Origin of the sequence: Streptomyces sp. NPDC014891, assembly GCF_043081085.1 — a bacterium.
GTDB lineage: Bacteria > Actinomycetota > Actinomycetes > Streptomycetales > Streptomycetaceae > Streptomyces.
On sequence record NZ_JBIBWF010000005.1, the window covers coordinates 1 to 12074 of the forward strand.

10 protein-coding genes are annotated in these 12074 nt (G+C 74.1%); 1 reads left to right on the top strand and 9 read right to left on the bottom strand.

The genetic code is table 11. The annotated features are described in order from the left end of the window. Positions 1–9: 9 nt before the first annotated feature. Complete coding sequence (locus ACF09E_RS15335) at positions 10–72, top strand: hypothetical protein (RefSeq protein WP_392206104.1); 63 nt, start codon at positions 10–12, stop codon at positions 70–72. A gap of 19 nt (positions 73–91) precedes the next feature. On the opposite strand, the gene ACF09E_RS15340 is transcribed toward ACF09E_RS15335, so the two are convergent. From ACF09E_RS15340 to rimP, 9 genes are all read right to left on the bottom strand, one after another. After that, positions 92–1060: a bifunctional riboflavin kinase/FAD synthetase gene (locus ACF09E_RS15340; RefSeq protein ID WP_392205669.1), complete on the bottom strand. Its 969-nt coding sequence runs from the start codon at positions 1058–1060 to the stop codon at positions 92–94. A gap of 31 nt (positions 1061–1091) precedes the next feature. Beyond that, a complete protein-coding gene (locus ACF09E_RS15345; RefSeq protein WP_392205670.1) occupies positions 1092–4859 on the bottom strand; it encodes a trypsin-like peptidase domain-containing protein in 3768 nt (1255 codons plus the stop codon). A 236-nt stretch (positions 4860–5095) separates the two neighbouring features. Further along, positions 5096–6022: a tRNA pseudouridine(55) synthase TruB gene (gene truB, locus ACF09E_RS15350; RefSeq protein ID WP_392205671.1), complete on the bottom strand. Its 927-nt coding sequence runs from the start codon at positions 6020–6022 to the stop codon at positions 5096–5098. Next, positions 6019–6459, bottom strand: a complete 441-nt coding sequence (gene rbfA, locus ACF09E_RS15355) for a 30S ribosome-binding factor RbfA (RefSeq protein ID WP_361862069.1) — start codon at positions 6457–6459, stop codon at positions 6019–6021. Before rbfA ends, truB begins: the two co-directional genes overlap by 4 nt. Positions 6460–6490: 31 nt before the next feature. Then, positions 6491–6784 carry a DUF503 domain-containing protein gene (locus ACF09E_RS15360; RefSeq protein WP_392205672.1) on the bottom strand — a complete coding sequence of 98 codons (294 nt, stop codon included), beginning with the start codon at positions 6782–6784 and terminating at the stop codon, positions 6491–6493. A gap of 148 nt (positions 6785–6932) precedes the next feature. Then, on the bottom strand, positions 6933–10013 hold the full coding sequence (gene infB, locus ACF09E_RS15365; protein ID WP_392205673.1) for a translation initiation factor IF-2: 3081 nt from the start codon (positions 10011–10013) through the stop codon (positions 6933–6935). A gap of 146 nt (positions 10014–10159) precedes the next feature. Then, a complete protein-coding gene (locus ACF09E_RS15370; protein WP_361862888.1) occupies positions 10160–10441 on the bottom strand; it encodes a YlxR family protein in 282 nt (93 codons plus the stop codon). 74 nt (positions 10442–10515) lie between these two features. After that, positions 10516–11511: a transcription termination factor NusA gene (gene nusA / locus ACF09E_RS15375; protein WP_361862891.1), complete on the bottom strand. Its 996-nt coding sequence runs from the start codon at positions 11509–11511 to the stop codon at positions 10516–10518. 2 nt (positions 11512–11513) lie between these two features. Continuing rightward, positions 11514–12011 (bottom strand): ribosome maturation factor RimP, encoded by a 498-nt coding sequence (rimP, locus tag ACF09E_RS15380; protein ID WP_361862894.1) that lies wholly within the window; start codon positions 12009–12011, stop codon positions 11514–11516. Between the last annotated feature and the right edge of the window lie 63 nt (positions 12012–12074).

Consider the following 12074-nt stretch of genomic DNA (forward strand, 5'->3'; position numbering starts at 1 on the left):
GCATACGCGCTGCGAGTCCTTGGCCAGTCATACGCCGAGCACCCCGCCTACCAGCAGGAATGGCGCCCATAGCCCTTCAAGGAGACAGGCCCTAGCCGGCCTGGGGGTTCTCCCGGTCGTAGACCTCGGTCAGCTCCCGGCAGCGCTTCACGTCGCCGGCCATCGCCTCCAGGAGGTCGTCCAGGGTGTCGAACTTCAGCATCCCGCGGACGTACGCGAGGAAGTCCACCGCCACGTGCAGCCCGTACAGGTCGAGGCCCTCGCGGTCGATCGCGTACGCCTCCACCGTCCGCTCGGTGCCGTCGAACTGCGGGTTGGTGCCCACGGAGATGGCGGCCGGCATCCGCTCCCCGGCGGCCGTCAGCCAGCCGGCGTAGACGCCGTCGGCGGGGACGGCGGTGTGCGGGAGGGTCTCGACGTTGGCCGTCGGGAAGCCGAGCTCGCGGCCGCGCTGCGCGCCGCGGACCACGACGCCCTCGACACGGTGCGGACGGCCGAGGATCTCGCCGGCCCCGGCCATGTCGCCCTCGGCGACCAGGCGGCGGGTGAGGGTCGAGGAGAAGGGGTCGCCGCCGCCCGCCGTACCGCTGACGTACAGGTCGATGACCTCGACCTCGTAGTCGTAGGTGGCGCCGAGTTCGGACAGGAAGGCGACGTTCCCGGCGGCCCGGTGGCCGAAGCGGAAGTTCGGGCCCTCGATGACGGCCTTCGCGTGCAGTTTGTCGACGAGCACCTTGACGATGAAGTCGGCCGGGGACAGCTGGGAGAACTCGGCGGTGAACGGCAGGACGAGCACCGCGTCCACGCCGAGGCCGGCGATGAGCTCGGCGCGCCGGTGGTGCGGGGCGAGCAGGGGCGGGTGGCTGCCGGGCCGCACGACCTCGGAGGGGTGCGGGTCGAAGGTGACCACCACGGAGGGGACGCCGAGTTCCCGGGCGCGCTCCACGGCCCGCCCGATGATCAGCTGGTGTCCGCGGTGCACCCCGTCGTAGGAGCCGATGGTGACGACGCTGCGCCCCCAGTCCTGGGGGATGTCCTCCAAGCCACGCCAGCGCTGCACTGTGACCGCTCCTCGTCCGCCTGTTCGCCGATTACGCAGGTCTAAGACTGCCATGCCCGGGGCCGTCGGTTCGCATCGGCATGGAAGTGCCGTGGGTCCGCAGCGCCCGGAGGGTCTCCGCCCCGAGCAGCGGCACCCACGCCCCGGGGTCGGCGGACGCCCAGCCGGCGAGCAGCCCGGCGAACACGGGCCGGCCGCGGACCCGTCCCGCCAGGGCCCGGTCGAACAGGAGCGTTCCGTCGGGCGTACGGGACCAGAGGGTGCCGACCCGGTGGGTGAGCGCCCGGGTGCGCGGCTCGCTGCGCCGCTCGGCGTCCTCGGCCGCGGCCGCCAGGAGGGCGTCCAGGACGGTGGACTCCCCCGTCCCGCCCGTGGACCGCTCGTGCTCCAGGAGTACGTCGAGGAGTTCGGTCCGCAGGTACCGGGAGGCTCCGGTGCCGGGCGCGGCGAGGACGGGGGCGAGGGCGCGGCGGACCGGTGCGGGGCCGCCCCGGATCAGGCCCGCGACCAGCGGGAAGAGGACGGCCCTGGCGGCGGGGCCGTGCTCCAGGCGGTGGTCGACGAAGGCGGCCGCGTGGACGGCGCCCTCCGGGTGGCGGACGAGGTAGCCGCGGACGAGGGCGGCCGCCCGGCGGGCGAGCGCGGGCGTGTCGACGTCGGCGAGGGCCCGCAGGGCGGCGGCCGGGGCCTCGCCGGTGCCGTCCAGGCGTGCCCCGAGGGCGGCGAGGACCGGCCCGGGGTCGGCGGGGAGGGCCGCCACGAGGGCCGCGGGCGGCACCCGGGGTTCGGCGAGGGCGCGGGGCAGGTACCGGTCCCGGGTGTGCGGGTCGCGGATCAGGAGGCCGAGGGCCGCGCCGTGGAGGGGCCGGTCGCCGGGCCGGGAGAGCAGGGCGAGGGCGGCGAAGCGGAGGAGTTCCCGGTCGGCGGGGCGGTGGGCGTGGTCGGCGGCCAGGTGGCCGTACGCGGCGGCGGCGACCCGCCGCTCCGGGCGCCCGTCGTCGTGGGCCCAGCGGTCCACGGCCCGGCAGACGGCGGAGGGCTCGTCCTCGGCGAGGGTGGCGAGGAGGCCGTCGGCGAGCGGGTGGGCGGTGGCCACGAGCGCCTCGCACAGGTCGTCGACGGCACGTCCCCGGTGGGTGTGCAGCAGGTCCCGGGCGGCGGTGGCCACGGTCGCGCCGGGGTGCGCGGAGAGGGCGCGGTCGTCGCCGAACCAGCGGCAGAGCTGGGGCTGCACGCCGCGCGGGTCGGCGGCGAGCAGCGCGGCGACGACGCCGAGGGACCGCTCCTCGTCGATGGTCTCGCCGATGTCCTCGCCGGCCGGTCCGCCGGGGTCCGTGACGGGGGCCGGGTCCGCGGGGACGAGCCGGCGCAGCAGGTCGATCCGTTCGTCCTCGCCGAGCGGGAGCGCCAGCCAGAAGTCCGGCCCGAACGCGGCGAAGACGGCGTGCCGCCCCGCGTGCGGCGCGTCCGGTCCGGTGCCCGCGCCGATCCGGTCGGCGAGCAGCCGGAGGACGGGCAGGCAGGGCCGGGGGTCGGGCAGCCGCCGCAGGGTCTCGCCGAGCAGCCGGGCGGCCCACCAGGGCCCGTCGCCCGAGGCCCCGCCCGGGATCGCGGCGTAGCGCCCGAGGGCCTCGGCGAGCACCGCGAGCCGGGGCGCGAGGGCGGCCGGGCCCCGCTCCCGGTGGAGCAGCAGGAGGGCCTGGAGGACGGGTCCGATGCGGTGCCGGGGCACCGGTGGTGGCGCCTCGTCGGGGGTGCGCGGGCGCGGCACGGCGGGCCCGGGCGCCGGGCCGGGCGGACCGGCGGAGGGGAGCGCCGAGGGGGCGCGGGGCGCAGGCGGGGCGGCGGGTCCCTGCGGGACAGCGGACCCCGATGGGGCCGCGGGCTCCGACTGGGACGCGGGCTGCGACGGGGCCGAGGATCCCGACAGAGCCGCGGACCCCGACAGAGCCGCGGACCCCGCCAGGGCCGAGGATCCCGACAGGGCCGCGGGATCCGGCGGGGCCGCGGGATCCGGCGGGGCGGCGGGTCCCTGCGGGAGGAGCGCCGCCAGGGCGGCGTCCAGGTCCAGGTGCGCGGCCTGCACCCAGTCGGCGAGCTCCTCGTGGGCGAAGCGGTAGCCCGCTCCCGCTGGAACCAGCAGTCCTTCGGTGAGGACCGCCGAGGCCCAGCCCTCCCGCCAGGGGAAGAGCTCCTCGAAGGAGGGGCGGTCGAGGACGCCGTGGCCCGGGCCGAGGCAGCGGCGGGCCGCCTCGTGGACCTGGCCGGTGACGCGTGCGGCGAGGCGGCGCACGGCGGTCCCGGAGGGCAGCGGCCGGGATCCGGCGGCGATCCGGACGGCGATCCGCAGGCACATCAGGTCGAGGTGGGCGGTGAAGATCTCCTCGCGGTCCGGGCGTCCGGGGACGTCGGCCGGCAGCGCGGCCCGCACCTCGGCGAGCAGTCGCAGGGCCAGCGGGTGGCGGGCGTCGGCCTCCGCGAGGTCCTCCTCCCCCAGCCCGTACCCCGCGCGTACGGCCCGGGCCTCGGCGGCCGAGTAGGGCCCGAGGACGAGGGCGGCCGGCAGCCCTCGGGAGGCCGGGTCGCGGCGGCCCGGGGCGGGCCGGTGGAGGGCGCCGGGGCGGTAGAGGGCGCCAGCGCGTTCCCAGTGCTCGGGGCGGCAGGCGGTGACGAGGCGGACGTGGTGGGCGCGGAGCCAGGTCTCGGTGGCGGCGGTCCAGTCGGCGAGGCGGTGGGCGAGCCGGGGCGGCATCTCCTCGGGGCCGTCGAGGACGACGAGGAGGGGGCGGCCCGCCTCGTGGGCGAGGGCGGCCGCCCGTTCGGGGGTGGCGGTGCCGGTGTCGCCGGGCGCTCCGGAGGCGGCGACGATCCGGCCGGCCTGGCCCAGGGCCCGGCCGACGGCGTCGGCGAGCGAGCGGTCCTCGGCGCGCAGGTCGGCTCCGCGGAGCCGGACGGTGGGGGCCGGGGCGACGCCGCGGGCGCGGCGGGCGCAGAGGGCGGCGAGGGCGGTCGTCCGTCCGGTGCCGGGTGCGCCGACGAGGGCGAGCACCGGTGCCCCGCCCGCGGCGAAGCGGGCGAACTCGCGGACGCAGTCGGGGCGTTCGACAGGCTCGGGCCAGGGGTCGGGTTCCCGTGCGGGGCCGGTGGAGGTGGCGGTGAGTTCGAGGATGCCGGCGAGGTTGAGGTCGGGTCCGTAGGCGGGGACGGTGGCCGCGTTGCGCCGGAGGAGGGCGGCGAGCCGGTCGTCGGTCCGCAGCCGCACGGCGTATCCGGCGGCCCGGCGGTCGCCGTGCAGGGCGGTGCCGAGGACGGCGAGGACGGTGCCGGTGGCGGTGTCGAGGACGGGGCCGCCGGCGGCCTGGCCGCCGAGCCGGAGGGCGTCGGCGCCCTCGGTGCCGACGGCGAGTTCGAGGGCGTCGGAGAGGCGGTGGAAGCGGTCGGCGGCGGTGTAGGTGACGGCGGCGGGGCCGAGGACCCGCGCCTCGCGCCAGCCGTGGGCGGGGATCCGCACGTAGGTGCCGGGCTCGATCTCGGGCCGGGTCGCCAGCGGCAGCGGCCGGACGCCGAGGCCCTCGGTCCGGACGAGCGCGAGGCCGCTCTCCGGCAGCGGGGTGACGGCCTCGGCCTCGGCGAGCCAGGTCCGGTCGTCGGGCGTGCGCAGGAGGACGCGGCTGAGCCCGTCGACGGCCTCGTGGCTGGTGACGACCGTTCCGTGGTGGTCGGCGAGGAAACCGGTGCCGCGCGGCCGTCCCGCCGGATCGCAGATCCGCACCAGCGTCGCCAGGTCCCCGCGTCCCATGGTGTCGACGGTAGGTCGCCGTTGATCACACGGGAGACCATCGGGAGGGAAAGCGCCCCCTGGCGCTCCCCCTTTCACTTCGAGCGCCTCCCTGATCGGGTGGTTCTCCGGTGTTCCGCCGGACAGGATCTCGCGGGGGAATCCCGGGGGGGGGGAGACGAGTGGGGCGGGCACGCGTGCGTGCCCGCCCCACCGCGAGCCCCCGAGGGGCTCCGAACCGCTCGGATCAGCCGAACTCAGCCGAACACGGCCAGGCTCTTGGCCTTGCCCTTCTGGTCCTCCACCAGGGCCAGCAGCGTCCCCTCGGGCCCGAAGACGGCGACGGGACCCGCCGGGTACGCGGGCATCTCCAGACGGACGCCGTTGAGGAGCAGCTTGGCCCGCTTCGCGTCGACGTCCCACCGGGGGAAGGCCGCCGAGGCGGCGTCGGCGACCGGCATGACCGTGAGCTCCTCCTGGAGCTGGTCGAGCGTCCGCGCCGAGTCCAGCTTGTACGGGCCGACCCGGGTGCGGCGCAGCGCGGTCAGGTGTCCGCCCACGCCGAGGCCCGCGCCGAGGTCCCGGGCGAGGGCCCGGATGTACGTACCGGAGGAGCAGACGACGGAGACGACCAGGTCGACGACGGGGGTGCCGTCCTCGGCGGTCGCCTCGCGGACGTCGTACACCTGGAAGGAGGAGACCGTGACCGGACGGGCCGGGATCTCGAACTCCTCGCCGCCCCGCACGCGGGCGTACGAGCGCTTGCCGTCGATCTTGATCGCGGAGACCTTCGACGGCACCTGCATGATGGCGCCGGTCAGCTCGGCGACGCCCGCGTCGATGCCTTCGCGGGTCACCTTGGAGGCGTCGACCGAGGCGGTGATCTCGCCCTCGGCGTCGTCGGTGATCGTCGTCTGGCCGAGGCGGATGGTGCCCAGGTACTCCTTCTCGGTCAGCGCGAGGTGACCGAGGAGCTTGGTGGCCCGCTCCACGCCGAGGACGAGGACACCGGTGGCCATGGGGTCGAGGGTGCCCGCGTGGCCGACGCGGCGGGTCTTCGCGATCCCCCGCATCTTGGCCACGACGTCGTGCGAGGTGAAGCCCGACGGCTTGTCGACGATGACGAGGCCGTCCTGGGGACCCCGCCCGGCCTGGGCCGGGGGGGTCTTCGCTGCGTTGCTCATTCGGCGGCTTCGTCCTCGCCCGGCTTCTTGTAGGGGTCGGCGTCTCCGGCGAAGGTGGCGCCCGAGGACGCCTCGCGCACCTGCTCGTCCGAGGCGCGCGCCCGGTCGAGGAGGTCCTCGATGGTCCGGGCGTTCTCCGGGAGGGCGTCGGCCACGAAGGCCAGGGTCGGGGTGAACTTGGTCCCGGCCGCGCGGCCCACGGCCGACCGGAGGATGCCCTTGGCGCTCTCCAGGCCGGCGGCGGCGCTCGCCCGCTCCTCCTCGTCGCCGTAGACCGTGTAGAAGACCGTGGCCTCCCGCAGGTCGCCGGTGACGCGGGTGTCCGTGATGGTCACGTGCGTGCCCAGGCGGGGGTCCTTGATGCCGCGCTGCAGCTTCTCGGCGACCACCTCCCGGATGAGGTCTGCCAGCTTCTTCGCCCGCGCGTTGTCGGCCACTGGTCCTTCTCCTTCTTTGCCTTGCTCAACTTCAGTCTTCATCAGTGTGGAGCCTGCGGCGCACCGACAGCAGCTCCACCTCGGGGCGGGCGGCGACGAGCCGCTCGCACCGGTCCAGTACGTCGCTGAGGTGCCCCGTGTCCCCCGACACCATCGCGACGCCGATCTCGGCCCGTCGATGGAGGTTCTGGCCGCCGACCTCGGCCACGCTCACCGCGAATTTCCGCTGGAGCTCGGCGACGATCGGTTTGACGACGGAGCGCTTCTCCTTCAACGAACGAACGTCGCCGAGGAGCAGATCGAAGGACAGTGTCCCCACGTACATGTATGTCCGGATGTCCCGCCGGTTCGGGTTCGGTGTGCCCGCCGACCGCTCGGCGGGGACATCCGAAACCGTACACGCAACGGCCGGGGCCGATCGACGGAATAGTTTCCGCCGACCGGCCCCGGCTCACTGCTGCGATCGGACGCGATCAGGCGCGCGGCTTCTCGCGCATCTCGTACGTCGCGATGACGTCGTCGATCTTGATGTCGTTGAAGTTTCCGAGGTTGATACCGCCCTCGAAGCCTTCGCGGATCTCGGTGACGTCGTCCTTGAAGCGGCGCAGACCGTGGATCGTGAGGTCCTCGGCGATGACCTTGCCGTCGCGGACGAGGCGCGCCTTGGTGTTGCGCTTGACCTCGCCGGAGCGGATGAGGACACCGGCGATGTTGCCCAGCTTGGACGAGCGGAAGACCTCGCGGATCTCCGCCGTACCGAGCTCGACCTCTTCGTACTCGGGCTTGAGGAGGCCCTTGAGCGCCGCCTCGATCTCCTCGATCGCCTGGTAGATGACCGAGTAGTACCGGACGTCGACGCCCTCGCGCTCCGCCATCTGCGCGGCACGGCCGGCCGCACGGACGTTGTAGCCGATGACGATGGCGTCGGAGCCCATGGCCAGGTCGATGTCCGACTCCGTGACCGCACCCACACCGCGGTGCAGGACGCGGATGTCGACCTCTTCGCCGACGTCGAGCTGGAGCAGCGAGGCCTCGAGGGCTTCGACCGCACCGGACGCGTCGCCCTTGATGATGAGGTTGAGTTCCTGGACGAGACCGGCCTTGAGCACCTTGTCGAGGTCCTCGAGGGACACCCGGCGGACGCGCTTGGCGAAGGCGGCGTTGCGCTCACGCGCAGCGCGCTTCTCGGCGATCTGACGGGCCGTACGGTCCTCGTCGACGACCAGGAGGTTGTCGCCGGCACCCGGGACGTTGGTGAGACCCAGGACCAGGACGGGAGTCGACGGGGCCGCCTCCTCGACGTTGTTGCCCTTGTCGTCGAGCATCGCCCGGACGCGGCCGTACGCGTCGCCGACCACCACGGTGTCGCCGATGCGCAGCGTTCCGCGCTGGACCAGGACGGTCGAGACGGCACCGCGGCCGCGGTCGAGGTGGGACTCGATCGCGATGCCCTGCGCGTCCTGGTTCGGGTTGGCCCGCAGGTCGAGCGAGGCGTCGGCGGTGAGGACGACGGCCTCCAGCAGGGAGTCGATGTGCAGACCCTGCTTGGCGGAGATGTCGACGAACATCGTGTCGCCGCCGTACTCCTCGGCCACCAGGCCGAACTCGGTCAGCTGACCGCGGACCTTGGTCGGGTCCGCACCCTCGACGTCGATCTTGTTGACCGCGACGACGATCGGGACGCCGGCGGCCTTGGCGTGGTTGAGCGCCTCGATCGTCTGCGGCATGACGCCGTCGTTGGCCGCGACCACGAGGATCGCGATGTCGGTCGACTTCGCACCACGGGCACGCATGGCGGTGAACGCCTCGTGACCCGGGGTGTCGATGAAGGTGATCTTGCGGTCCTCGCCGTTGACCTCGGTGCCCACCTGGTAGGCGCCGATGCCCTGCGTGATGCCACCGGCCTCGCCCGCGACGACGTTCGTCTTGCGGATCGCGTCGAGCAGTCGGGTCTTACCGTGGTCGACGTGACCCATGACGGTGACGACCGGCGGACGGGAGACCAGAGCCTCTTCGCCGCCCTCGTCCTCGCCGAACTCGATGTCGAAGGACTCGAGGAGCTCGCGGTCCTCCTCCTCCGGGGAGACGATCTGAACCTGGTAGTTCATCTCGTCGCCGAGCATCTGCAGCGTGTCGTCGGAGACGGACTGCGTGGCCGTGACCATCTCACCGAGGTTCATCATCACCGCGACGAGCGACGCCGGGTTGGCGCCGATCTTCTCGGCGAAGTCGGTGAGGGAGGCACCGCGCGACAGGCGGATGACCTCGCCGGCACCGCGCGGGAGCATCACGCCGCCCACGGACGGGGCCTGCATGGCCTCGTACTCCTGGCGCCTCTGACGCTTCGACTTGCGACCGCGACGCGCGGGACCGCCGGGACGACCGAAGGCGCCCTGCGTGCCACCACGGCCACCGGGACCGCCGGGACGACCGCCGAAGCCGCCGGGACGACCGCCGAAGCCGCCGCCACCGCCGGGACCACCCGGACGACCGCCGCCGCCACCGGGACCGCCGGGACGACCGGCGAAGCCGCCGCCGCCGGGACCGGCCGGACGACCGGCGAAGCCGGGACGACCGCCGCCGCCGGGACCGCCCGGACGACCGCCGGGACCGCCGGGACCACGGCCGCCGCCGCCCGGACCGGGACGCGGGCCGGCAGCGGGACGCTGCGGCATCATGCCCGGGTTGGGACGGTTACCGCCGGGCGCGCCGCCCGGACGCGGAGCCTGCGGACGGGGCATGCCGCCGGGGGTGGGGCGAGCGCCGCCCTGACCCTGCGGGCGCGGGGCGCCACCGGGGCCGCCCTGCGGGCGCGGGGCGCCCGGCGTCGCGCCGGGGCCGCCGGGACGGGGGGCACCGCCGCCGGGACGGGGCGTCTGCGGACGCGCCATGCCGGTGGAGCCACCCGAGGTGAAGGGGTTGTTGCCCGGACGCGGGCCGGCCGGACGGGCACCGCCCGGCCGGGGAGCGCCCTGGCCCTGCGGACGCGGGGCACCCTGGCCCTGCGGACGCGGTGCGCCCTGACCCGGACGGGCGGGACGCTCGCCGGTGGGGCGGGGGCCCGGAGCGGCGCCACCGGGGCGCTGACCGGCGGCGGGAGCCGACGGAGGCGCGGTGAACTCGGGGGCGGCCGGAGCCGGGGTGACCGGCTTGGGCGCGGGCTTCGGGCCCGGGCGGGGGCCCGAGGCGGCCGGAGCCGGAGAGGGGGTGCTGCTCGCGGGCGCGGCCGGGGTGGCCGGGGCCGCAGGCGCGGCGGGGGCCGGCTTGGGGGCCGGGGCGCCGGGCTTGGGGGCAGCGGGACGGGCCGCGGCGGCCGGAGACGGCGCCGCGGGCTTCGAGGGGGCGGCCTTGCGAGGCGCGCCGGGCTTGGCAGCGGTCTTGCCGGCGTTGCCACCGGGACCCTGCAAAGCATCAGTCAACTTGCGCACGACCGGCGCCTCGATCGTCGAGGACGCCGAACGGACGAATTCACCGAGTTCTTGGAGCTTGGCCATGACGACCTTGCTCTCCACACCGAACTCCTTGGCGAGTTCGTATACCCGGACCTTAGCCACTTCGCTCCTTTGAGGTCCGGGTTACCGCCGGACCGTCGCTACTTCATGGGCGTACTCATCGCGTACTCATCGAGTGCTCATCGCAATCTCGACCTACTTCCAACTCGCGAGGTACCTGACCGCACGGTGTTCCGTGCCGTACTTCTTCACTGCGGTGCCGGCCGTTCGACGGTGAGGCGTACGTCCGCCGTGTCGAGCGGGCCCTGGACCCTGAAGGCCCTCGGGAACGCTCGGCGGCGGACCGCCAGGTCGAGACAAGCCACGGCGGGGTGCACGTACGCACCCCGGCCGGGCAGCGTACCGCGATGATCGGGGACGCACTCGTCCTTGTTCACCACGATCCGCAGCAGATCGCTCTTGGCCGCTCGCTCCCGGCATCCCACACAGGTTCGCTCAGGGCACGCGCGGGCATGCGTCCGGCCAGACACGATTAAGTCTACCTCCCCGTACCGACCTCACCTGTTTGGGGCAAGAATCGAACAGTTGTTGGCCAAAAACGGTCTCAGGCCTCGGAACCGCTCGGCTCGGTGTCCGGGCGGATGTCGATCCTCCACCCGGTGAGGCGCGCGGCGAGGCGGGCGTTCTGCCCCTCCTTGCCGATGGCCAGCGACAGCTGGTAGTCGGGGACCGTCACCCGGGCGGAGCGGGCCGCCAGGTCCACGACCTCGACCTTGGACACCTGCGCCGGGGAGAGCGCGTTCGCCACCATCTCGGCCGGGTCGTCCGACCAGTCGACGATGTCGATCTTCTCGCCGAGCAGCTCCGCCATCACGTTGCGGACGCGGCTGCCCATCGGGCCGATGCAGGCGCCCTTGGGGTTCAGGCCCGAACGGGTGGAACGGACGGCGATCTTGGTGCGGTGGCCGGCCTCGCGGGCGATGGCGGCGATCTCGACGGAACCGTCGGCGATCTCCGGCACCTCCAGGGCGAACAGCTTCTTCACCAGATTGGGGTGGGTGCGCGACAGCGTGACCGAGGGGCCGCGGACGCCCTTCGCCACCCGGACGACGTACGTCCGCAGGCGCAGGCCGTGCGTGTACTCCTCGCCCGGCACCTGCTCCTGCACCGGGAGGATGGCCTCCAGCTTGTCGTCCAGCCGGACCAGGACGTTCTTCGGGTCCTTGCCCTGCTGCACGACACCGGCGACGACGTCGCCCTCGCGGCGCGCGTACTCGCCGAACGTCACGTCGTTCTCGGCGTCCCGCAGACGCTGCTGGATCACCTGGCGGGCGGTGCTCGCCGCGATCCGGCCGAAGTCGGACGGGGTGTCGTCGAAGTCCTTGGGCTCCTGGCCCTCCTCCAGCTCGGAGGGGTCTTCCTTGGCCCACACCGTCACGTGGCCGGTGGCCCGGTCCAGCTCCACGCGCGCGTGGCGGCGGGCGTCGGGGGTGCGGTGGTAGGCGATGAGGAGGGCCGACTCGATCGCCTCGACCAGCAGGTCGAAGGAGATCTCCTTCTCATGCGCCAAGCCCTTGAGAAGCTTCACGTCGATGTCCACGGCTACGCCTCCTCTTCCTTCTTGTCCTTGCGGTTGAACTCGATCTCGACACGCGCCTTGGCGATGTCGGCGAAGACGACCCGGCGGGCGGTGGGCTTGCGCCCCTTCACGCCCGGCACTTCGAGGTCGAGGCCGTCCTCGTCCACGGCGAGGATCCGGGCGACGAGCTCGCCGTCCTCGGCGAGCTGGAACTTCACCAGGCGGCCGGTGGCGCGCACGTAGTGGCGGTGCTCGGTCAGCGGGCGGTCGGCACCGGGGGAGCTGACTTCGAGGACGTACTCGCCCTCGCCCATCGCGTCGCTCTCGTCGAGCTTCTCGGAGATCGCGCGGCTCAGCTCGGCACAGACGTCCAGCTCGACGCCCTCGTCCGAGTCGACGACGATCCGCAGCAGCCCGCGGCGGCCGGCCCGGGACACCTCGATCTCTTCCAGATCCAGGTCCTTCGCGGCGACGAGCGGCTCCACGAGTCCGCGCAGCCTGTCGCTCTGGGTGGTGCTCATCCGGGTGACTCCTCGGCCGCGTGTGCTGTTGTGGGTTCGTCGCGTGTCAGACCAAAGGGTATC

Excerpts from the sequence above, each read along its gene's own strand:
- ACF09E_RS15345 (WP_392205670.1), bottom strand. The coding sequence starts at position 4,859 with ATGGGACGCGGGGACCTGGCGACGCTGGTGCGGATCTGCGATCCGGCG.
- truB (WP_392205671.1), bottom strand. The coding sequence starts at position 6,022 with ATGAGCAACGCAGCGAAGACCCCCCCGGCCCAGGCCGGGCGGGGTCCC.
- ACF09E_RS15360 (WP_392205672.1), bottom strand. The coding sequence starts at position 6,784 with ATGTACGTGGGGACACTGTCCTTCGATCTGCTCCTCGGCGACGTTCGT.
- rimP (WP_361862894.1), bottom strand. The coding sequence starts at position 12,011 with ATGAGCACCACCCAGAGCGACAGGCTGCGCGGACTCGTGGAGCCGCTC.